Here is a 20,600-nt window from a genome sequence, read left to right on the forward strand (position 1 = left end):
CTCAGCCGCGCGCGATCCGCTCGCGCACCAGCACTTCGAGGCGCGGCATCTCGTCGGTGACCCCGATGGTGGGCGCGAAGCGGGTCAGCACGTCGACGAACATGTCGCCGCTCTCGATCAGCCGCGGGTCCATGTGGCCGAAGACCTCGAGCGCCACGACGCCGTACAGCTGGGTCCAGCCCTGCATGTAGACCCACATCAGCCCGCGGTCCTCGGGCGCGATGCCCTCGCTCTCGGCGGGGATGAGCGGGTCGAGCACGGAGGTGCGCGCGGTCTCGGTGAGGTCCTCCAGCGCCGGCACCGGGAAGCGGCGGTGCTCCCAGATGGCGCGCATCTGGTCGGTGAAGAGCAGCCCCGAGCTCGACAGCGTCAGCGCCTCGCGCCGGCCGCACACCGGGTCGGCGACGGGATTGGCGAAGACCAGCCCGAACTCGCGGGGCGCGTCGAGGGCCCACATCCGGAACTCCGTCGTCGACAGCACCAGCCGGCCCGCGACGTCGTCGGGGGGCAGGGTGTCGGCGGCCGCGGCGAACCGCGCGGTGGCGGCCTTGTCGATCTCGAAGGCGACCAGGTCGACGAGGTCCTGGTAGCTGGACACGTAGCGGTACAGCGCCGGCGCCGTCATCCCCATCCGGGCGGCGACCGCGCGCAGCGACAGCTCCGCGCCCGCGACCAGCAGCTCGCGGGAGACCCGCACGATCTCGTCGTACGTCGCCTCGCGCTGGCGCTCGCGTCGCGTCGGCTGGCCGGTCTGGGTCATCCGGGCTCCCTCTCGGTGTCGTGTGGCCGCTCCCGAGGGCCGTTGACAGCCGGAGTTTACACCGTTTACGGTTTACACCGTTCACTTTCATGATGCCCCGTCACGGCAACCGGCCGCGGGGGCAGTGGCACCGGGGGTTGGGTCCGATGATCGATCGTTGGGGTGCCTTCGTGGCCCGTCGTGCCCGCGCGGTGCTGCTGGTGGCCGTCGCCCTCGTCCTGGCCGCCGGGGCCTACGGCGCCGGTGTCTTCGACTCCCTCGAGCAGGGCGGCTTCGACGACCCCTCCTCCGAGACCGCACGCGAGCTGGTGGCCGAGCGCGAGCTCTTCGGCAACCGCACGGTCGACGTCGTGGCCGTCTACTCCGACGAGGACCGGCTGGCCGACGACCGGGGCTTCCGCGCCGCGGTCGAGGAGGTCGTGGCGGGCATCCCGGGCGACCTGGTCACCCAGGTGGTGCCCTACTACGCCGCCGGGCCCGACAGCGGGCTGGTCAGCGCCGACGGCCACCACGCCCAGGTGCTGGTCTCGCTCGCGGGGGAGAGCCAGGACGACTTCCTCACCGCCTACGACGAGCTGGCCCCGCTGCTGGAGGCCGACGGGCTCGAGACCGGGCTCACCGGCTCGTACGCCGTCTACAACGACGTCAACGAGATCACCTCGAAGGACCTCAAGCGGGCCGAGCTGATCTCGCTGCCGCTGGTGGTGCTGCTGGCGCTGCTCATCTTCGGCTCGGCGGTCGCCGCGCTGATGCCGGCGATGGTGGGCCTGGTGGCGATGCTCGGCGCGCTGGCGGTGGTGCGGGTGATCGCCGGCCTCACCGACGTCTCGGTCTTCTCGATCAACATCATCTCGCTGCTCGGCATCGGGCTGGCCATCGACTACGCGCTCTTCGTGGTGAGCCGCTTCCGCGAGGAGCTCGCGATCCTCCCGGTCGAGGACCCCGACGCGGCCGCGACCGCGATCCGGCGCACGATGGCCACCGCAGGCCGCACGGTGCTCTTCTCGGGCCTGACCGTCGCCGCGGCGATGTCGAGCCTGCTGATCTTCCCGCAGGGCTTCCTGCGCTCGATGGGGTACGGCGGCATGGCCGCGGTCGTCGTGGCGATGCTGGCCGCGCTGACGGTCCTGCCCGCCGTGCTGCGGCTGCTCGGCCGCCGGGTCGACGCCGGCCGGATGCCGTGGCGGCGCCCCGGGGCCGAGGCCGCCGACGGGGGTCGATGGGCGGTGCTGGCGCGCGGCGTGATGCGCCGCCCGGTGGCCGTGATCGCCGTGACCGTGGTCGTGCTGCTCGCGGTGGCCGCCCCGTTCCTCGGGGTGCGCTGGGGCAGCGTGGACCACCGGGTGCTGCCGGCCGACGCGCCGGCCCACCGGACCGCCGACCTGCTCGTCGAGGAGTTCGGTGCCGAGACCTCGACCGCGAGCCTGCTGCTGCGCGGCACCCGCGCCGACGACGTGGCGGCGTACGTCACCGCGGCCCAGCAGGTCGACGGGGTGGGGACGGTGCAGACGGTCGCCGGCCCCGAGCAGGCCCGCGGCGACGAGGAGGCCACGCTGCTGCGCGCCACCTGGACCGGCAACAGCCAGACCGAGCGCTCCCAGGAGATCGTGCGCGACCTGCGTGCGGTCGAGCCGGCGAGCGGCACCGCCCTGGTGGGCGGGATGAGCGCCGACACCGTCGACCTCGTCGACTCGGTCGCCGACCACCTGCCGTGGATGGCCCTGGTCGTGGTGGTGGTGATGCTGGTGCTGCTCTTCGTGGCCTTCGGGTCGGTGGTGCTGCCGGTCAAGGCCGTCGTGATGAACCTCTTCTCCATCGCCGCGGCCTTCGGCGTCGTCACCTGGATCTTCAGCGACGGCCACCTGGCCGACCTGCTCGGCTTCACCCCCCAGGGCTTCCTCGACGCCACCAACCCGATCCTGATGGTGGCGATCCTCTTCGGGCTCTCGATGGACTACGAGGTGTTCCTGCTCAGCCGGGTGCGCGAGGAGTGGGACCGCACCGGCGACAACGACCTCGCCGTGGCCACCGGGGTGCAGAAGACCGGGCGGATCATCACCAGCGCCGCACTGCTGCTGGGCGTGGTCATCGGCGCCTTCGGCACCAGCGGCATCGTCTTCATGAAGATGCTCGGCGTGGGCATGCTCGTGGCCCTGCTCATCGACGCGACGGTGGTGCGGGCGCTGCTCGTGCCCGCGACGATGAAGCTGCTCGGGCGCTGGAACTGGTACGCCCCCGCCCCGATGGCGTCCTGGTGGGCGCGGCACGGCTTCCGCGAGGAGGTCGCGTCCACCCCTGTGGAGAACACTCCCGAGCGGACGCCGCACGTGGTGTGATCGTGGGCAGCACCCACGAGAGAGGCGACACCACATGAGCACCTGGGTACGACGAGCGGCCGGTGCCGCGGCACTGGTGACGGCCACCGCCGGGCTGGCCGCCTGCGGCAGCGACGACGACACCGCTGACGTCGGGGACGCCACCGGCGCCGAGACCTCGGCGTTCGCCGAGCAGGACGGCGCCGAGGTCCGCGACGCCGCGGCGGCGGCGATGGGTGAGCTGGAGAGCCTGCGGGTCACCGGCGAGCTGACCGTCGACGGTGAGCAGATCTCCATCGACCTAGCCTCGAGCAGCGGCGGCGACTGCACGGGCACGATCGGCGTCGACGGCGCCGACGCCGAGGTGCTCAGCGCCGGCGGCGAGACCTGGTTCCGGCCCAGCGAGGAGTTCTGGCGCGCTCAGGGCGGCGCGCAGGCCGACCAGATCATCGAGCTCGTCGACGGGCGCTGGGTCGTGCTGGGCGGCGACGAGGGGTTCGCCGAGCTCTGCGACCTCGACCAGCTGCTCGAGGAGCTGCTCGACGAGGCCGACGAGGGGACGACGTACGAGACGGGCGAGGTCAGCGACGTCGACGGGGTCTCCGCGGTCGCGGTGGTCTCGACCGACGAGGACGGCGAGGTCTCGACGGGCTACATCGCCGTCGAGGAGCCGCACTTGCTGCTGCGCATCGAGAAGACCGAGGGGGAGGAGCCTGGCACGGTCGACTTCTCCGAGTTCGACGAGCCCGTCGAGGTCGAGGCGCCCGCCGCCGACGACACCGTCGACCTCGACAACCTCTGAGCCGCCGCGAGCCGGCCGGTTCAGCCCAGCTGACTCGCGGTCGGGTTCCGACGGCGCACGACGAGCGGGACGAGCGCCACGACCGCGCTCACGACCAGCGTCGCCACCACGGCCGTCCAGAGCCCGCCCAGCAGCGCGTCCCAGACGTTGAGCACCAGCATGCGTGTCTCGCCCGGGTCGACCGCGGACTGCAGGAACGACCGTGCCGCCACGAGCGTCAGGGCCAGCACACCCACGGAGAACAGGGCCATGAGCCCGGCCACCACCGCGGTCCGGCGGCGCAGCGGCGAGACGAGCAGTGCCAGGGCGAGGAGGGCGGCGCAGGTCAGGGGCAGGGCCAGGCCGAGACTGTCGACTCGTTGATAGACGCTCCGGCCCAGGTCGAGGTCCTCGGATCCCGCCACCGAGAACCCGGTGACCGTGCTCTCGACCGTTGACCTCGTCGTGACCAGCCCTTCGGCGCGCAGCAGCACCAGCGCGGCGTCGACCACCGGGCGCAGGTCGATGCTCACCGCGTCGGCGCCCGTCCCCGGGGCGTCCTCGAGGAGGTCCATCAGCGCGGCGTGGGCGCTGCGGTTGCTGGCACGCCAGAGCTCCTCGAAGGCCGGGGACTCCACGACCCGCGTGGTGGCGAGCCCGGCGGCGTCCTCGACGTAGGCCTGGAGCGCCGCCGTGCCCTGCTCGCCCACGCGGCGCTCGTAGCGCGAGAGCGCGGGTCGACCGATCTGGCGGCGCAGCTGCTCGGCCCTCCCGGGCACGTCCACCGCCCGCACCACGGCCGGCTCGACACGCGAGGCGACCGCGCTGCGCACCTCGGCCCGCTCGGCGAGCGGACCGACCGCCTCGACGTACCCCTCGGTGTCGGCGACGACGGCGTCGAGCCACCACGACCCCAGCGCGACCGGCAGCAGCGCCACCGCCGGCAGCAGCAGGAGCACGGAGAGGACGCGGCGCAGGGCCAGGGGGAGGGTCACCGCAGGATGATCCCATCCCGTGGGGTGCTAAGCCGGCGACACGTGGACGACGGCCCCGGCGTGGCCGGGCAGCACCAGCAGCCCGTCCGCGTCGAGCTCGGCGCCGGAGGCGGTGGCGACCAGCACCTCGCCGGGCCCGGTGTGCACCTCGAGCGGGCGCTCGCCGAGGTTGAGCACGACCTGCAGCCGCCCGCGGTGCAGCACCACGAGCCGGGCTGCCTCGTCGACGTCGCAGGTGGTGGCCGTGAAGGACGGGTCGGTCAGCTCGGGCCAGGTGCGGCGCAGCCGGCCCAGGGAGCGGTAGAGCTCGAGCAGCCGGGCGTGACGACCGTGCTCGAGCTCGCTCCAGTCGAGCTTGGAGCGCTCGAAGGTGGCCGGGTCCTGCGGGTCGGGCACGACCTCGGGGTCCCAGCCCATCTGCTCGAACTCCGCGATCCGGCCCTCGGCCGTGGCGGTGCCGAGCTCGGGCTCGGGGTGGCTGGTGAAGAACTGGAACGGTGTCGAGGCCGCCCACTCCTCGCCCTGGAAGAGCATCGGGGTGAACGGGCCCAGCAGCGTCAGCATCGCCGCGCAGCCGAGCTGGTCGTCGTCGAGGTGGCCGGGCGAGGGGTCGCTGAGCCGGTCGCCGACCGCCCGGTTGCCGACCTGGTCGTGGTTCTGGTTGGCCACCACGAGCCGCCAGGTGGCGGTGTGGTCGGTGTCGATCGGCACCCCGTGGTCACGGCCGCGGAAGGAGCTGAAGGTGCCGTCGTGGAAGAAGCCGCGCTCCACGACCTTCTTCAGCGCGGTGAGCGGCTCGAAGTCGGCGTAGTAGCCGGTCGTCTCACCGCTCAGCGCCACGTGCACGGCGTGGTGGTAGTCGTCGCTCCACTGGGCGTCGAGCCCGCGGCCACCGGCCTCGCGGGGCCGGATCATCACCGGGTCGTTGAGGTCGGACTCCGCGACCAGCGTCAGCGGACGCCGCTGGTGGGCCGACAGGGCCGCGACCTCGACGGCCATCTCCTCGAGCAGGTGCACCTCGGAGTCGTCGGAGAGCGCATGCACGGCGTCGAGCCGCAGCCCGTCGACGTGGTAGTCGCGCAGCCACGTCGCGACGTTGTCGAGGATGTAGCGGCGCACCTCGGCCGAGCCCTCGCCGTCGAGGTTGACCAGGTCGCCCCAGGTGTTGCGGCCGTCCTTGAGGTACGGCGCGTAGAGCGGCAGGTAGTTGCCCGAGGGGCCGAGGTGGTTGTGCACCACGTCCTGGATGACACCAAGGCCGGCCGCGTGGCAGCCGTCCACGAAGCGCTGGTAGGCCTCGGGGCCGCCGTACGACTCGGCGACCGCGAACCAGGCGACGCCGTCGTAGCCCCAGTTGTGGGTGCCGTTGAAGGCGTTGACCGGCATCACCTCGACCAGGTCGACGCCCAGGTCGACGAGGTGGTCGAGGCGTCCGAGGGCGGCGTCGAGGGTGCCCTCGGGGGTGAAGGTGCCCACGTGCATCTCGTAGATCACCGACCCGGCCAGCTGGCGACCGGTCCACGCCCGGTCGGTCCAGGCGAAGGCCGACGGGTCGTAGGTGCGCGAGAGCCCGTGGACCCCGGCGGGCTGGCGGCGCGAGCGCGGGTCGGGCCGCGGGTCGGGGTCGTCGTCGAGCAGGTAGCCGTAGTCGACCTCGCCGTCGGGGACCGGCCCGCCGGGCGACCACCAGCCGTCGTCGCCGTGCCGCATCGGCACGGTCCGGCCGTCGACCAGCAGCCGCACCCGCTCGGGGCGCGGCGCCCAGACGTCGAAGCGGCCGCGGCCGTGGGCTGTCGAGACCATCAGTCCTCCTGGACGAGCAGGGCGACCGGGTAGGTCGCCAGCAGCGTGGCGAGGTCGCCGTCGGTGACCTCGCCGGTCAGGGCGTCGCGCCAGGTGCCGGGCGGCAGGGCGAGCCGGGTGCCGCCCCAGCCGCCCCGGGCCGCGAGCCCCAGCGGGAGCCGGGTCGCGACGCTCACGGCCCCGCCGCGGTCGAAGGCGACCACGTGGTCGGCGGCCTCGCCGGAGGCGGCCACCGGCGCGTAGCCGGTGAACAGCTCGGCCCGGTCGCGGCGCAGCCGCAGCGCGGTGGCGGTGACGTGGAGCTTGGCGGTGCCGGGGTCGTCGACGCCCGACGGGGCGGGCGGTCGCTGCCCCGCGTCGATCTCGGCGAGCAGCCGGGCGCGCAGGTCGAGGTCGACGGGGCGCCGGTTGTCGGGGTCGACCAGCGACTGCTCCCACAGCTCGGAGCCCTGGTAGACGTCGGGCACGCCCGGCATGGTGATCGCCAGCGCCTTGGCGGCCAGCGCGTTGGACCAGCCCGCGTCGACGACCTCGGCCAGCAGGCCCTCGAGGTCGCCGCGGACCTCCTGGTCGTCGAAGGCCGCGTCAACGGCGGCGTGCACGGCCGCCTCGTACGTCTCGTCGGGCTCGGTCCAGGTGGTGCGGTCGCCGGCCTCGCGCATCGCCTTCATCGCGTAGCCGTGCAGCCGCTCGCGCAGCACGTCGTCGGGGTCGGAGCCCCAGGCACCGAGCACGGCCTGCCACAGCAGGGACCCGAAGCCCGGGTCGGGCAGCGGCGCCAGCGCGAGCAGCCGGTCGAGGGTCTCCTCCCAGCGCTGCGGCACCTCGGCGAGCACGGTGATGCGGGCGCGCACGTCCTCGCCGCGCTTGGTGTCGTGGGTCGAGAGCGTGGTCATGGCGTGCGGCCAGTCGCGCTGGCGCGCCGCCAGGTGCTCGTGCAGCCCGTCGACCCCGAGCGAGAACTCGTGCGGGTCGCCGCCGACCTCGTTGAGCGAGGTCAGGCGCGAGTAGCGGTAGAACGCGCAGTCCTCGACACCCTTGGCCATCACCATCCCGCTGGTCTGCTGGAAGCGGCGGCAGGCGTCGAGCGAGGGGTCGCGCAGCCACGGCTCGATGGTGTCGAGGGTGGCCGCGAGGTCGGGCCGGCGCTCGCGGGCCGCGGCGAACGCCTCGTCGACGTGCTCGGAGCCCTCGGGGAGGTAGGAGCGGTAGACCGGGAAGCAGGCCATCAGCTCGGCGACGGCGTCGGCGGTGCTCGAGGGCACCCGCTCGGGCACGTCGCGGCGCAGGTCGCGCACGATGCGGCGCACCTCGCTGTGCAGGATCCCGTCGGCCACCTCGCGCTTGAGGTCGTGCACCATCCCCGGGTAGTCGACGACCTCGCCCGCGGGCAGCCCCCGCAGCCGTGCCTCGAGCGCGTCGAGCGGCGCCTGCCCGGCCGGGTCGGTGAGCACCCGGTCGACCCAGGCCAGGGCGTCGTACCCGGTGGTGCCGTCGGTGGCCCAGCTCGTCGGCAGCGCCTCGCCGGGCTCGAGGATCTTCTCCACCAGCGTGTACGCCGACCCGGTCAGCTCGGCGAGGTCCTCGAGGTAGCCCTTCGGGTCGCGCAGGCCGTCGGGGTGGTCCACGCGCAGCCCGTCGACGAGCCCCTCGGTGAACCAGCGGCGGATCTCGACGTGGGTCTCGTCGAAGACCTCGGGCTCCTCGACCCGCACCGCGGCGAGGGTGTTGACGGCGAAGAAGCGGCGGTAGTTGAGCGCGTCGTCGGCGCGGTGCCAGTCGACGAGCTCGTAGTGCTGGCGCGCGTGCACGGCCTGCGGGTCGTCGTCGACGCCCGAGGCGGTGCCGTCGGCCACGGGGAAGGCCTGGTCCCAGTAGTGCAGCTCGAGGCCGCGCCCGCCCTCGACGAGGCGCAGGTGGTCGACCTGCCCGTCGGGCAGCAGGTCGTCGTCGCCGACGACGGGGATCCGCAGCCGCTGGTCGGCGGTGTCCCAGTCGATGTCGAAGGCACCCGCGTGCTCGGCGTCGCGGCCGTCGCGCAGCACCTCCCACCACCAGGGGTCCTCGCTCGGTGTCGCGACCCCGACGTGGTTGGGCACGATGTCGACGAGCACGCCCAGCCCCCGGCGCCGGGCCTCGGCGCTCACGGCGGCCAGGCCCTCGGCCCCGCCCCGCGACTCGTCGAGGTGGTCGTGGGCCACGACGTCGTACCCGTGGCTGCTGCCGGGCTCGGCGGCCAGCAGCGGGGAGAGGTAGACCCAGTCGACGCCCAGCCCGTGCACGTACTCCAGCCGGCGCGCGACCTCGTGCAGGTCGAGGTCGGCGCTGACCTGGAAGCGGTACGTCGAGACCGGTCGACGCGTGGGCCCGGAGCCGCCCACGTCAGGCGTCCTCGGGGGCCGCGCCGGTCGCGGTCTGCGACCGGGTGGTGGAGTGGGCCGCGATCGAGGCGGCCACCGAGTGGTCCACGTCGGTCTCGGGCTCGGAGTGCTCCTGCAGCACCAGCACGCTGCGCGAGGCCATCGTCAGGGTGCTGGCCGGCTCGATCGGCTCGGGCCGGTCGCCGTTGCCCGCGGTGTTGATGGCGACCTGCCAGCGCGCGGCGTACTCCTCGGGCGGCAGGGTCACCTCGACGTCGAAGTCGGCTGCGTTGAAGTAGAGCAGGAAGTGGTCGTCCTCGATGACCTGCCCGCGCGGGTCGCGCCCGGCGATGCCGTGGCCGTTGAGGTACATGCCCAGCACCCGGTCGTCGCCCTCCCAGTCCTCGTCCTCCATCGGGCGGCCCTCGGGGTGCAGCCACACGATGTCGTTGAGGCGCTCGGCGCCCTCGGGGCCGGTGCGCACGGTGTGGCCGGTGAAGAACCGCTTGCGGCGGAACGTCGGGTGCTCGGCGCGCAGCCGCGAGACCGCGGCGGTGAACTCCACCAGCGGGGTGTCGAGGCGGTCCCAGTGCATCCAGGCGATCTCGGAGTCCTGGGCGTAGGTGTTGTTGTTGCCGTCCTGGGTGCGCCCGGCCTCGTCGCCGTGCAGCAGCATCGGCACGCCCTGGCTCAGCAGCAGCGTGGTGATGAAGTTGCGCTGGGCGCGGGCGCGCAGCTCGAGCACGGCGGGGTCGTCGGTGGGGCCCTCCGCGCCGTGGTTCCACGAGCGGTTGTGGCTCTCGCCGTCGTTGTTGTCCTCGCCGTTGGCCTCGTTGTGCTTCTCGTTGTAGGAGACCAGGTCGCGCAGGGTGAACCCGTCGTGGGCGGTGACGAAGTTGATGCTGGCGAACGGGCGGCGCCCGGAGTGCTCGTAGAGGTCGGAGGAGCCGGAGAGCCGGCTGGCGAACTCGCCGAGCGAGGGCTCGCCGCGCCAGAAGTCGCGCACCGTGTCGCGGTAGGCGCCGTTCCACTCGGTCCACTGCGGCGGGAAGCCGCCGACCTGGTAGCCGCCGGGCCCGACGTCCCAGGGCTCGGCGATGAGCTTGACCTGGCTGACCACCGGGTCCTGCTGCACGAGCTCGAAGAACGTCGCGAGCCGGTCGACCTCGTAGAACTCGCGCGCCAGCGCCGAGGCCAGGTCGAAGCGGAAGCCGTCGACGTGCATCTCGGTGACCCAGTAGCGCAGCGAGTCCATGATCAGCTGCAGCGAGTGCGGGTGGCGCACGTTGAGCGTGTTCCCGGTGCCGGTGTAGTCCATGTAGTAGCGCGGGTCGTCCTCGACGAGGCGGTAGTAGGCCTGGTTGTCGATGCCCTTCATGCTCAGGGTCGGGCCCAGGTGGTTGCCCTCGGCGGTGTGGTTGTAGACCACGTCGAGGATCACCTCGATGCCCGCCGCGTGCAGCTCCTTGACCATCGCCTTGAACTCCTGGACCTGCTGGCCGCGACCGACCCCGGCGTGCGCGGAGGCCGAGTAGTCGGCGTGCGGGGCGAAGAAGCCCAGGGTGTTGTAGCCCCAGTAGTTGCGCAGGCCCTTCTCGAGCAGCGTGTTGTCCTGGATGAACTGGTGCACCGGCATCAGCTCGACGGCCGTCACCCCGAGCTTCTTGAGGTGCTCCACGACGGCCGGGTGCGCGACGCCGGCGTACGTGCCGCGCAGCTCCTCGGGCACGTCGGGGTGCAGCTGGGTCAGGCCCTTGACGTGGGCCTCGTAGACGACCGTGTCGTTGTAGTCGACGCGCGGGCGGCGGTCGCCCTCCCAGTCGAAGAACGGGTTGATGACCACGCCGAGGGTCATGTGGGCCGCGGAGTCGTCGTCGTTGCGCGAGTCCTCCTCGCCGAAGGTGTAGGCGAAGAGGCTGGGGTCCCAGTCGATCTCGCGCCACGTGGCCTTGGCGTAGGGGTCGAGCAGCAGCTTGTTGGGGTTGCAGCGCAGGCCCTGGTCGGGGTCCCACGGCCCGTGCACGCGGTAGCCGTAGCGCTGGCCCGGCTGGACGGTCGGCAGGTAGCAGTGCCAGACGTGGGCGTCGACCTCCTGCAGCTCCACGCAGGTCTCGAGCAGGGGGCCGTCGGGGGCCTCGGGGTCCTCGTCGAAGAGGCAGAGCACGACGCTGTCGGCCACCTCGCTGAAGAGCGCGAAGTTGGTGCCGCTCCCGTCGAACGTCGCGCCGAGCGGGTAGGCGGTGCCGGGCCAGGTCTCCATGCGGGTGGTGCTCCCTCGAGTTGCGTGGTGGGGCGGGTTGGATCGATCAAAGCACGACCGGCGGCCGCGGCTGTCCACCCGGAAGGGGGCCTTCCCCGATCACCCCTGTGCCACACGCCCTACCCGTCGGTAGCATGTGCGGCATGAAGCGGAGCATCTACGACGAGGACCACGAGGCCTTCCGCGCATCAGTGCGCGAGTTCCTGGAGCGTTCGGTCATCCCGGACGTCGAGCAGCACGCGGCCGACAAGGCCCTGCCGCGCGAGTTCTGGCTCGAGGCCGGCAAGCAGGGCTTCCTGGGCCTGGAGATCCCCGAGGAGTACGGCGGCGCCGGCGCCGAGGACTACCGCTTCAACGCGGTGGCGGCCGAGGAGCTCAACAAGGTCAACGCCGCGCTGGGCTCGTGCTGGGGCATCCACGCCGACATCACGGCGCCGTACATCGTCGAGCTCGGCACCGAGGAGCAGAAGCAGCGCTGGCTGCCCGGCGTGGCGGCCGGCGAGATCCTGCTGGCCATCGGCATGACCGAGCCCTCCGGCGGCTCCGACCTGGCCGCGCTGAAGACCACCGCCGTGCGCGACGGCGACCAGTGGGTCATCAACGGCTCGAAGACCTTCATCACCAACGGCTACTCCGCCGACCTGGTGATCACCGCCGTGCGCACCGACCCCGAGAAGGGCGCGCGCGGCATCACCCTCTTCGCGATCCCCTCCGACGCGCCCGGCTTCAGCCGCGGCCGCAAGCTCGACAAGGTCGGCCAGGACGAGTCCGACACCGCCGAGCTGTTCTTCGAGAACGTCCGCCTCGGCGACGACCACGTGCTCGGCGAGCTCGGCGGCGGCTTCATCGCGATGATGCAGAAGCTCCCGCAGGAGCGCCTGGGCTGCGCCATCTCCAACGTCGCGCACGCCAAGCAGATCCTCGTCGAGACGCTGCAGTACACCAAGGACCGCAAGGCCTTCGGCCAGTCCATCGGGCAGTTCCAGCACAACAAGTTCCTGCTGGCTGAGCAGTTCACGGCCATCGAGGTCGCCGAGGCGTACGTCGACCAGTGCGTGGTGGCCCACGACAAGGGCGAGCTGACCCCCGTCGACGCGGCGAAGGCCAAGTGGTGGACCAGCCAGGTGCAGAACGACGTGCTCGACCACTGCGTGCAGCTGCACGGCGGCTACGGCTTCATGAACGAGTACCGCGTGGCCCGCGCCTGGCGCGACGCCCGCGTCTCGAAGATCTGGGCGGGCTCCAACGAGATCATGAAGGAGCTCATCGGCCGCGACCTGGGGCTGTGACCCAGGCCGCGCAGCGCAGCCTCACCTTCGTTGCGAGGGGGTCGTGGGCCCGTCGATGATGGGCCCATGACCTCCGACCTCGAGCGCGCCCCGATCGACGTCGGCCCGCACGACGACGAGCCGCACGGCGAGGGCATCAACTCGAGGCTCAACTGGCTGCGCGCCGCCGTGCTCGGCGCCAACGACGGCATCGTGTCGACGGCCGGCGTGGTGGTCGGCGTGGCCGGCGCGACCACCGACCGCAACGCGATCCTCATCGCCGGCGTCGCCGCGGTCGTCGCGGGGGCGCTGAGCATGGGTGCCGGCGAGTACGTCTCGGTGAGCACCCAGAGCGACTCCGAGCGCGCGCTGCTCGACAAGGAGCGCCGCGAGCTCGAGGAGGAGCCCGAGGAGGAGCTGGCCGAGCTGGCCGCGATCTACGTCGGCAAGGGCCTCGACGAGGACCTCGCCCTGCAGGTGGCCCGCCAGCTCACCGAGCACGACGCCCTCGGGGCGCACGCCGAGGCCGAGCTCGGCATCGACCCCGACGACCTGACCAGCCCCTGGCACGCCGCCTGGGCCTCGATGCTCTCCTTCACCCTCGGCGCCCTGCTCCCGCTGCTCACGATCCTCTTCGTGGTCGCCGACCTCCGGGTCGGGGTCACCATGGGCGCGGTCGCCCTGGCCCTGGCCCTCACCGGCTACGCCAGCGCCAAGCTCGGCTACGGACCCCCCGGCCGCGCCGTGCTGCGCAACGTCGGCGGCGGTCTCTTCGCCATGGCCGTCACCTTCCTCATCGGCACCCTGCTCGGCACCCAGGTCGGCTGACCCGGCGCAAACTTCGCGCCGACCCGGCGCGAATCTCGCGCCGACCCGGCGCAAACTTCGCGCTGACCCGGCGCGGATCTCGTTGACGCCAGGACGGGCCGGCTCGATGGGAGATATGCGCCGGGTGGGCGAGATATTCGGGCCGGGTCGTGGTGGGGTGGTGGGGTGCGACTGTTCGCTGCGCTGGTGCCGCCGCCGGAGGCGGTGGAGCACCTCGACGCGTTCCTGGAGGTGCGCCGCAGCGCCGCCGGGTTCCGCTGGAGCGCGGCCGAGCACCTGCACGTGACGCTGGCCTTCTACGGCGACGTCGAGGAGTGGCGCCTCGACGAGCTGGTCGAGCGGCTGCGCACCGCGGCCGCTCGTCGTACGCCGCTCGCCGCCCGGGTCGCGGGTGGGGGCGCCTTCCCCGACCCCGCCGCCGCGCGGGTGCTCTGGGCCGGGCTCGAGGTCGAGCCGGCCGGCGAGCTCGACCGGTTGGCCGAGGGCTGCCGCACCGCGGGTGGCGGTCAGCGGCGCCGGGTCGACGGGCAGCGGTTCCGCCCGCACGTGACGCTCGCCCGCCTGGGGCGCCCGGCCCACGTCGAGGACTGGGTGCGGCTGCTCGACGGCTACCGCGGACCGGAGTGGCGCGCCGAGACCGTGGCCCTGGTCGCCTCCCACCTCGGCGAGGGGCCGCGGCGCCGCCCCCGCCACGAGCTGCTCGAACACATCGGGGTCGGCCCCGGCGCGTGACGCGCGGGCGTCGGCGATCTCCCCTAGGTTGACCAGGGTGAGAGTCGCAGTCGTGCGCGAGACCCGCGAGGCCGAGGCCCGGGTCGCGCTGGTGCCCGAGCTGGTCGCCAAGCTCACCGCCGTGGGCCACACGGTCGCCGTCGAGACCGGCGCCGGGCTGGGCGCCCTCGCCGACGACGCGGCGTACGCCGAGGCGGGCGCGAGCGTCGTCGACGACCCGCTCGCCGACGCCGAGCTGGTGCTCTCGGTGCAGCCGCTGGACCGGGAGGCCGCCCGGCGGCTGCCGGAGCACGCGGTGACGGTCTCGTTCCTGCCGACCGCGCTCGAGACCGACCTGGTGCGCGACCTGCGCGACCTCGGCATCACCAGCCTGGCCATGGAGCTGGTGCCGCGCATCTCGCGCGCGCAGTCGATGGACGCGCTGTCGTCGCAGTCGCTGGTGGCCGGCTACCGCTGCGCGGTCGTCTGCGCCGGGCTGCTGCGCCGCTTCTTCCCCCTCAACATGACCGCCGCGGGCACCGTGCCGCCCGCCGAGGTCGTCGTCCTCGGCGCCGGGGTCGCCGGGCTGCAGGCGATCGCGACCGCCAAGCGCCTCGGCGCCGTCGTCAAGGCCTACGACGTGCGCGCGGCCGCCGCCGAGGAGATCCGCTCGATGGGCGCCCAGGCCATCGAGCTCGACCTGCCGACCCTCGAGGGCGCCGGCGGCTACGCCCGCGAGATGGGCGAGGAGCGGGCCCGGCTCCAGCGCGAGCTCCTGGCGCCGTACGTCGCCAACGCCGACGGGCTGATCACCACCGCGGCGGTGCCGGGCCGCACCGCGCCGGTGCTGGTGACCCGGGCGATGGTCGAGCAGATGCGCCCCGGGTCGGTCGTCGTCGACCTGGCCGCCGACTCCGGCGGCAACGTCGAGGGCGTCGTGGCCGGTGAGGTGGTGCGCATCGGCCAGGCGCAGGTCTGGGGCGGTCGCAACGTGCCGGCGCAGATGCCGGGGCCGGCCTCGCGGCTCTACGCCCAGAACGTGGTCAACCTGGTCGCGCTGCTGGCGCCCGAGGGCGAGCTGGTCCTCGACCTCGACGACGAGATCCTGGCCGGGGCCTGCGTGACCCACGCCGGCGTCATCCGGCACGAGCCGACCCGGGTGCTCCTCGAGGGCCCGGCGGAAGGGGGTGGCGCATGAGCGAGGGCGTGGTCTGGCTGACCATCTTCGTGCTCAGCGTCTTCGTGGGCATCGAGGTCATCTCGAAGGTGTCCTCGACGCTGCACACACCGCTGATGTCGGGCGCCAACGCGATCCACGGGATCATCCTGCTCGGCGCCGTCATCGTCACGGGCAGCACCGACTCGACCGTCGCCCTGGTCGTGGGGCTGGTCGCGATCGTGCTGGCCGCCATCAACATGGTCGGCGGTTTCGTGGTCACCGACCGGATGCTGCAGATGTTCTCGCGCCGCAAGCCGCGGGCCGCGTCCTCCGAGCGGACGGAGCGCTGATGCCGACCTGGGTCCAGCTGGTCTACCTGGGCTGCGCGGTCTGCTTCATCCTGGCGCTGAAGGGGCTCTCGGGCCCACGCACCGCGCGGCTGGGCAACCTCGTCGGCGCCGCTGCCGCGGTCGTGGCCGTGGTGGTGCCCTTCGCCTACCTCGAGCTCGACCACGTGCCGCTGATGCTGGCCGCGATCGCGGTCGGCTCGCTGGTCGGCGTCGTGGGGGCGCGCAAGGTCCAGATGACCCAGATGCCGCAGATGGTGGCGCTCTTCAACGGCGTCGGTGGTGGCGCCGCCGCGCTGGTGGCGCTGCTGGAGCTGCAGCACATGGGGGCGCGCACCCCCGCCTTCGACCTGGCCGCCACGGCGTTCACCGTCGTCGTCGGCTCGGTCTCCTTCGCCGGCTCGGCGGTCACCTTCGCCAAGCTCCAGGAGCTGATGACCTCGCGCCCGGTGGTCTTCCCCGGGCTGCCGGTGGCCTTCGGCGGCGCCCTGGTGGCCGGCGTCGGGCTCTCGGTGCTGGTGGTGCTCGACGCCTCGCTCGCCGTGGGCGTCGTGCTCGGTCTCGTGGGCCTGGCCCTGGGCGTCCTGCTGGTGCTGCCCGTCGGCGGGGCCGACGTGCCGATCGTGATCTCGCTGCTCAACGCCTTCACCGGCCTGACCGTCGCCGCGGGCGGCTACGTGCTCGGCAACGTCGTGCTGCTGGTCGCCGGCACCCTGGTCGGCGCGGCCGGCACCTTCCTGACGCTGCTGATGGCCGGTGCGATGGGCCGCTCGGTGGCCAACATCCTGTTCGGCGCGCTGCGCGGCGGCTCCACCCTCGGGGCGGGCGTGGCCTCCGACCGGCCGGTCCGCTCGGCCGGGCCCGAGGACGTCGCGATCCTGCTGGCGTACGCCGACCGGGTCATCGTCGTGCCCGGCTACGGCCTGGCGGTGGCCCAGGCCCAGCACACGCTGCGCGAGCTGGTCGAGGTGCTGCTGGCGCGCGGCGCGAAGGTCGACTACGCCATCCACCCGGTCGCCGGGCGGATGCCCGGCCACATGAACGTGCTGCTCGCCGAGGCGCAGGTGCCCTACGACCAGCTCGCCGAGATGGACGACATCAACGGCGAGTTCCGCCAGACCGACGTCGTGCTGGTCGTCGGCGCCAACGACGTGGTCAACCCGGCGGCGCGCACCACGCCCTCGGCGCCGATCTACGGGATGCCGATCCTCGACGTCGACCAGGCCAAGCAGGTGGTCTTCCTCAAGCGCTCGATGCGCCCCGGCTTCGCCGGCATCGAGAACGAGCTGCTCTTCGAGCCCACCACCACCCTGCTCTTCGGCGACGCCAAGGAGTCGCTCGCCAAGCTGCTGGCGGCGCTCAAGGCGGTCTGAGCCCCCGCGGGCCCACCCTGGGGGTGAGACAGGTCGTCGGGGCGCCGGGTTGGCTGGTCGGCATGACCAACACACCGGAGAAGATCGTCTACACCGCCCGCGCCACCGTCCACGGCGGCCGCGAGGGCCACGCCAAGTCCGACGACGGCGTCCTCGACCTGACCCTGACCGCCCCGAGGGAGACCGGCGGGCCGGGCACCGGCACCAACCCCGAGCAGCTGTTCGCGGTCGGCTACGGCGCCTGCTTCCAGGGGGCGCTGGCCATGGTCGCCAAGCAGCACGGCGTCGACGCGCGTGACTCGGTGCTCGAGATCGCGGTGGGCTTCGGGCCGGAGGGCGACTCGTTCGCCATCACCGCCGACATCACCGCCACGATCCCGGGGGTCGACGACGCCAAGGCCCAGGAGCTGGTCGAGGCCGCGCACCAGGTGTGCCCCTACTCCAAGGCGACCCGCGGCAACGTGCCGGTGACCGTCACCGGCAAGGGGGCCTGAGCCCGGCCCCGGCGCCGCAGCGCCGGGACGTCGTACGTCGAGCAGGGACGGACGTCCCGCCCGTATGACGTCCCGGTCGCTCGGTGCAGCTCAGTGGGCCACGCCGTACAACCGGTCGCCGGCATCGCCGAGACCGGGCACGATGTAGCCCTTGTCGTTGAGCCGCTCGTCCATCGCGGCGGTGACGACCGTGACCGGGACGTCGAGGCCCTCGAGGTCGGCGGCCAGCCGCTCGCAGCCCTCGGGGGCGGCCAGCAGGCAGATCGCGGTGATGTGGTCGGCGCCGCGGTCGGTGAGGAAGCGGATCGCCGCGGCCAGGGTGCCGCCGGTGGCCAGCATCGGGTCGAGCACGTAGCACTGGCGCCCCGACAGGTCGTCGGGCAGCCGCTCGGCGTACGTCGACGCCTCGAGCGTCTCCTCGTTGCGCACCATGCCCAGGAAGCCGACCTCCGCGGTCGGCAGCAGGCGCATCATCCCGTCGAGCATGCCCAACCCGGCGCGCAGGATCGGCACCACCAGCGGCTTGGGCGAGTCGAGCCGGACGCCGGTGGCGGGGGAGACGGGGGTCTGGATCTCGACGGTGGAGACCCGCACGTCGCGGGTCGCCTCGTAGGCCAGCAGGGTCACCAGCTCGTCGGTCAGCGCCCGGAAGGTCGGGGAGTCGGTGCTCTGGTCCCGCAGCGTGGTGAGCTTGTGGGTGACGAGGGGGTGGTCCACGACGTGGGTGCGCATGGCGACCACCCTAGTGGCCGGGCCCGGAGGGGTGGAGCGCGGGAAAGGGGCTGGTCGCCGGGCGTGGGCGTCTGTCACTGTAGGAGGTGCCGCACACCCGTGCGGCAGCGTGGTTCGTCCGTCCACCGGAGGGTGCCCCCATGGCCGAGCAGCTCGACGAGGTCGACTTCGCCCTGGCGGCCTACCGCACCGAGGGCGAGTGGGTCGTGGCCGAGCTGACCCACGACCACCTCGGGGACGTCGACGTGCTGGCCAGCGCGCTGCGCCGCTTCCCCGGCGACGCCGGCACGCTGGGCCTGGTCGCGATCGACGAGGACTTCTTCGTGCTCGTGCGCGTCTCGGGCGGCTCCACCCGGCTGCTGCTCTCCGACGTCACGGCGGCCGAGGAGTGGGAGCTGGCGGCCTCGGTGCTGGAGCACCTGCACCTGCCCGACCCCGAGGACGACGACGAGCCCGAGCCCGCCGGCGAGGTGGGGCTGCTGGCCGACCTCGGCGTCAGCGCGGCCACGATGGCCGAGCTCATCGACGACGAGGAGCTCTACCCCGACGAGCTGCTCTCGGAGGTCGCGCGGATGGTCGGCTTCGGCGAGCTCTTCGACGACGTGGTCGGCCTGACCTCGGCGTGAGCGCCTCGCTCCACCCCACCGGCCCGTGGGAACCAGCGATGCGGGCCGCCCTCGACGAGGCCCGCGCCGCCCGCGCCACCGGTGACGTGCCGATCGGCGCCGTGGTCGTCGACGCCGCCGGAGCGGTGCTGGGCCGCGGCCGCAACGTGCGCGAGGCCGAGGCCGACCCCACCGGGCACGCCGAGGTGGTCGCGCTGCGCGCAGCGGCCCGGGCCCGGGGGGAGTGGCGCCTCGAGGGCTGCACCCTCGTGGTCACCCTCGAGCCGTGCACGATGTGCGCCGGTGCCGCGGTGCTGAGCCGGGTCGAGCGCGTCGTCTTCGCGGCGTACGACGACAAGGCCGGGGCCGTGGGCAGCCTCTGGGACGTCGTGCGCGACCGCCGCCTCAACCACCGGCCCGAGGTCCTCGCCGGGGTGCTGGCCGAGGAGTCGGCGGCTCTGCTGCAGGAGTTCTTCGCCGCGCACCGGTGAGCGGTCAACCCGGGGCCGTGAGCGCGCTCGCTTCCTGTCCCGGCCGGTCGTGGCCCGGGTCGTGGGTTCGGTCGTGGTCTGGGTCGTGGTCTGGAGGCGCGCCAGAGCGCGGCCTCAGGCACACGACCCGAGCCACGACCCGAGCCACGACCTCGCCGGTCGGCTGGACGTAGCCGGAGGCGTCAGCTCCGCGTCGACTGGCGAGCGATCAGCTCGGGTGTGAAGAGCACCTGCTGGTGGGTGTGTCCCGTGCCCGTGGCCTCGTCGAGCACCAGGGCAGCGGCCCGGGCGCCGAGCTCCTGCCGGGGTTGGCGCACCGAGGTGAGGGGCACCGCGGCGGCGGCGGCGAAGTCGATGTCGTCGTACCCGACGATCGCCAGCTGCTCGGGGACCCTGGTGCCCGAGCCGATCGCCTGCTGCAGCAGGCCGAGCGCGACGAGGTCGTTGAGGCAGAACGCGGCGGTCGGCCGGCGGGCCGAGGAGAGCCCGGCCAGCCGATCGCCCGCCTCGCGTCCCGCGGCCACGTCGAGCGCCGGCGTGGGCAGGTGCAGCAGCGTGTCGGCCGGCCGCCCTGCCTCCGCCCAGGCCTCCCGGGCGCCCTTGAGCCGGTCGCGCACCTGTCCCAGGTTGTCGGGCCCGCCGACGACCGCGACCCGGGTGTGGCCCCGGTCCAGGAGGTGCTCGACAGCCAGGCGGCCGCCGAGCACGTCGTCCACGGCCACGGAGCAGAACGAGTCGTCGGTGCGTCGTCGGTCGACGATGACCAACGGCGTGCCCCGCCGAGCCAGCTCGTCCAACTCAGGGGAATCGGGGTCGACCGGCGTGACCAGCACGCCCTGGACCCGCTGCTGCTCCAGCAGGGCGAGGTGGGCGCGCTCGCGGTCGGCGCGGTTGGCGCTGTTGCACAGCACCACCGTGAGGTCGGCGCCCTCGGCAGCGTCCTCGATGCCCTGCGCCACGTCGGTGAAGAAGGGGTTGCCCGCGTCGAGCATCACGTAGGCGAGGGTGCGGCTGGTGCCGGCCCGCAGCTGGCGCGCCGACTCGTTGCGGACGAAACCCAGCTCGCTCATCGCCTGCTGCACCCGAGCGCGGGTCGCCGGACTGACACGGTCGGGTCGGTTCAGCACGTTGGAGACGGTGCCGAGCGAGACGCCGGCAGCTGCCGCCACGTCCTTGACGGACGCGCTGCGACTGGGGTCGAACGGCACCGGTGCTCCTGCATCAGAAGGGGCTTGAAACGATCAATCCTCACACTATCGCTTCTCGAGGCCCTTCTTCGGGATGCAGGACGAGACGGAGCAGGTGAAGTTGAGACGTG

At 73.1% G+C, this 20,600-nt stretch carries 18 protein-coding genes; 11 read left to right on the forward strand and 7 right to left on the reverse strand.

The window, feature by feature from the left end:
* Nucleotide 1: 1 nt before the first annotated feature.
* Nucleotides 2-760 carry a TetR/AcrR family transcriptional regulator gene (locus H0S66_RS08725; protein ID WP_179615046.1) on the reverse strand — a complete coding sequence of 253 codons (759 nt, stop codon included), beginning with the start codon at nucleotides 758-760 and terminating at the stop codon, nucleotides 2-4.
* A gap of 146 nt (nucleotides 761-906) precedes the next feature.
* Between H0S66_RS08725 and H0S66_RS08730 the strand changes: the two genes are divergently transcribed.
* Nucleotides 907-3,096, forward strand: coding sequence for an MMPL family transporter (locus tag H0S66_RS08730; RefSeq protein WP_179615047.1), 2,190 nt, complete (start codon nucleotides 907-909; stop codon nucleotides 3,094-3,096).
* A 34-nt stretch (nucleotides 3,097-3,130) separates the two neighbouring features.
* Nucleotides 3,131-3,877: a hypothetical protein gene (locus H0S66_RS08735; RefSeq protein WP_179615048.1), complete on the forward strand. Its 747-nt coding sequence runs from the start codon at nucleotides 3,131-3,133 to the stop codon at nucleotides 3,875-3,877.
* A gap of 20 nt (nucleotides 3,878-3,897) precedes the next feature.
* Here H0S66_RS08735 and H0S66_RS08740 read toward each other — a convergent pair whose 3' ends face one another.
* Genes H0S66_RS08740 through glgX form a run of 4 tightly spaced genes read right to left on the reverse strand, consistent with a single transcriptional unit; the run spans nucleotide 3,898 to nucleotide 11,274 of the window.
* On the reverse strand, nucleotides 3,898-4,851 hold the full coding sequence (locus H0S66_RS08740) for a hypothetical protein (protein WP_179615049.1): 954 nt from the start codon (nucleotides 4,849-4,851) through the stop codon (nucleotides 3,898-3,900).
* 27 nt (nucleotides 4,852-4,878) lie between these two features.
* Nucleotides 4,879-6,654 carry a malto-oligosyltrehalose trehalohydrolase gene (gene treZ, locus H0S66_RS08745; protein ID WP_179615050.1) on the reverse strand — a complete coding sequence of 592 codons (1,776 nt, stop codon included), beginning with the start codon at nucleotides 6,652-6,654 and terminating at the stop codon, nucleotides 4,879-4,881.
* The gene (gene treY / locus H0S66_RS08750; protein WP_179615051.1) at nucleotides 6,654-9,035 is read right to left on the reverse strand and encodes a malto-oligosyltrehalose synthase; all 2,382 of its coding nucleotides are present in this window, start codon (nucleotides 9,033-9,035) and stop codon (nucleotides 6,654-6,656) included. The genes treZ and treY overlap by 1 nt, the downstream gene beginning before the upstream one ends.
* Nucleotide 9,036: 1 nt before the next feature.
* On the reverse strand, nucleotides 9,037-11,274 hold the full coding sequence (gene glgX, locus H0S66_RS08755) for a glycogen debranching protein GlgX (protein ID WP_179615052.1): 2,238 nt from the start codon (nucleotides 11,272-11,274) through the stop codon (nucleotides 9,037-9,039).
* Nucleotides 11,275-11,417: 143 nt separating this feature from the next.
* On the opposite strand from glgX, the gene H0S66_RS08760 reads away from it, so the two are divergent.
* The 7 genes from H0S66_RS08760 to H0S66_RS08790 all read left to right on the forward strand — a co-directional run bounded on the left by H0S66_RS08760 (nucleotide 11,418) and on the right by H0S66_RS08790 (nucleotide 17,454).
* Complete coding sequence (locus H0S66_RS08760; RefSeq protein WP_179615053.1) at nucleotides 11,418-12,563, forward strand: acyl-CoA dehydrogenase family protein; 1,146 nt, start codon at nucleotides 11,418-11,420, stop codon at nucleotides 12,561-12,563.
* Nucleotides 12,564-12,629: 66 nt separating this feature from the next.
* On the forward strand, nucleotides 12,630-13,370 hold the full coding sequence (locus H0S66_RS08765) for a VIT1/CCC1 transporter family protein (RefSeq protein ID WP_179615054.1): 741 nt from the start codon (nucleotides 12,630-12,632) through the stop codon (nucleotides 13,368-13,370).
* A gap of 165 nt (nucleotides 13,371-13,535) precedes the next feature.
* Nucleotides 13,536-14,102, forward strand: a complete 567-nt coding sequence (gene thpR, locus H0S66_RS08770; RefSeq protein WP_180923870.1) for an RNA 2',3'-cyclic phosphodiesterase — start codon at nucleotides 13,536-13,538, stop codon at nucleotides 14,100-14,102.
* A 37-nt stretch (nucleotides 14,103-14,139) separates the two neighbouring features.
* Complete coding sequence (locus tag H0S66_RS08775) at nucleotides 14,140-15,279, forward strand: NAD(P) transhydrogenase subunit alpha (RefSeq protein ID WP_179615056.1); 1,140 nt, start codon at nucleotides 14,140-14,142, stop codon at nucleotides 15,277-15,279.
* A complete protein-coding gene (locus H0S66_RS08780) occupies nucleotides 15,276-15,590 on the forward strand; it encodes an NAD(P) transhydrogenase subunit alpha part 2 (protein ID WP_179615057.1) in 315 nt (104 codons plus the stop codon). Before H0S66_RS08775 ends, H0S66_RS08780 begins: the two co-directional genes overlap by 4 nt.
* Nucleotides 15,590-16,960 carry an NAD(P)(+) transhydrogenase (Re/Si-specific) subunit beta gene (locus tag H0S66_RS08785; RefSeq protein ID WP_179615058.1) on the forward strand — a complete coding sequence of 457 codons (1,371 nt, stop codon included), beginning with the start codon at nucleotides 15,590-15,592 and terminating at the stop codon, nucleotides 16,958-16,960. The genes H0S66_RS08780 and H0S66_RS08785 overlap by 1 nt, the downstream gene beginning before the upstream one ends.
* Nucleotides 16,961-17,022: 62 nt before the next feature.
* A complete protein-coding gene (locus H0S66_RS08790) occupies nucleotides 17,023-17,454 on the forward strand; it encodes an organic hydroperoxide resistance protein (protein ID WP_179615059.1) in 432 nt (143 codons plus the stop codon).
* A gap of 90 nt (nucleotides 17,455-17,544) precedes the next feature.
* On the opposite strand, the gene upp is transcribed toward H0S66_RS08790, so the two are convergent.
* Nucleotides 17,545-18,186 (reverse strand): uracil phosphoribosyltransferase, encoded by a 642-nt coding sequence (gene upp, locus H0S66_RS08795; protein WP_179615060.1) that lies wholly within the window; start codon nucleotides 18,184-18,186, stop codon nucleotides 17,545-17,547.
* Nucleotides 18,187-18,326: 140 nt separating this feature from the next.
* Between upp and H0S66_RS08800 the strand changes: the two genes are divergently transcribed.
* Together H0S66_RS08800 and H0S66_RS08805 are read left to right on the forward strand one after the other, a co-directional pair.
* Entirely contained in the window at nucleotides 18,327-18,812 is a 486-nt protein-coding gene (locus H0S66_RS08800; protein ID WP_179615061.1) for a tRNA adenosine deaminase-associated protein, read from the forward strand.
* 38 nt (nucleotides 18,813-18,850) lie between these two features.
* Nucleotides 18,851-19,282 carry a nucleoside deaminase gene (locus tag H0S66_RS08805; protein WP_179615062.1) on the forward strand — a complete coding sequence of 144 codons (432 nt, stop codon included), beginning with the start codon at nucleotides 18,851-18,853 and terminating at the stop codon, nucleotides 19,280-19,282.
* 182 nt (nucleotides 19,283-19,464) lie between these two features.
* On the opposite strand, the gene H0S66_RS08810 is transcribed toward H0S66_RS08805, so the two are convergent.
* Complete coding sequence (locus H0S66_RS08810; protein ID WP_179615063.1) at nucleotides 19,465-20,490, reverse strand: LacI family DNA-binding transcriptional regulator; 1,026 nt, start codon at nucleotides 20,488-20,490, stop codon at nucleotides 19,465-19,467.
* Nucleotides 20,491-20,600 lie beyond the last annotated feature (110 nt).

It is taken from the genome of Nocardioides marinisabuli (assembly GCF_013466785.1).
Taxonomy (GTDB): Bacteria; Actinomycetota; Actinomycetes; order Propionibacteriales; family Nocardioidaceae; genus Nocardioides; species Nocardioides marinisabuli.

Coding starts and splice junctions, on each gene's coding strand:
- H0S66_RS08725 (WP_179615046.1), bottom strand. CDS start 760: ATGACCCAGACCGGCCAGCCGACGCGACGCGAGCGCCAGCGCGAGGCG.
- H0S66_RS08790 (WP_179615059.1), top strand. CDS start 17,023: ATGACCAACACACCGGAGAAGATCGTCTACACCGCCCGCGCCACCGTC.
- H0S66_RS08785 (WP_179615058.1), top strand. CDS start 15,590: ATGCCGACCTGGGTCCAGCTGGTCTACCTGGGCTGCGCGGTCTGCTTC.
- H0S66_RS08805 (WP_179615062.1), top strand. CDS start 18,851: ATGCGGGCCGCCCTCGACGAGGCCCGCGCCGCCCGCGCCACCGGTGAC.
- H0S66_RS08760 (WP_179615053.1), top strand. CDS start 11,418: ATGAAGCGGAGCATCTACGACGAGGACCACGAGGCCTTCCGCGCATCA.
- H0S66_RS08735 (WP_179615048.1), top strand. CDS start 3,131: ATGAGCACCTGGGTACGACGAGCGGCCGGTGCCGCGGCACTGGTGACG.
- treZ (WP_179615050.1), bottom strand. CDS start 6,654: ATGGTCTCGACAGCCCACGGCCGCGGCCGCTTCGACGTCTGGGCGCCG.
- H0S66_RS08765 (WP_179615054.1), top strand. CDS start 12,630: ATGACCTCCGACCTCGAGCGCGCCCCGATCGACGTCGGCCCGCACGAC.
- upp (WP_179615060.1), bottom strand. CDS start 18,186: ATGCGCACCCACGTCGTGGACCACCCCCTCGTCACCCACAAGCTCACC.
- H0S66_RS08730 (WP_179615047.1), top strand. CDS start 907: ATGATCGATCGTTGGGGTGCCTTCGTGGCCCGTCGTGCCCGCGCGGTG.
- H0S66_RS08800 (WP_179615061.1), top strand. CDS start 18,327: ATGGCCGAGCAGCTCGACGAGGTCGACTTCGCCCTGGCGGCCTACCGC.
- H0S66_RS08780 (WP_179615057.1), top strand. CDS start 15,276: ATGAGCGAGGGCGTGGTCTGGCTGACCATCTTCGTGCTCAGCGTCTTC.
- glgX (WP_179615052.1), bottom strand. CDS start 11,274: ATGGAGACCTGGCCCGGCACCGCCTACCCGCTCGGCGCGACGTTCGAC.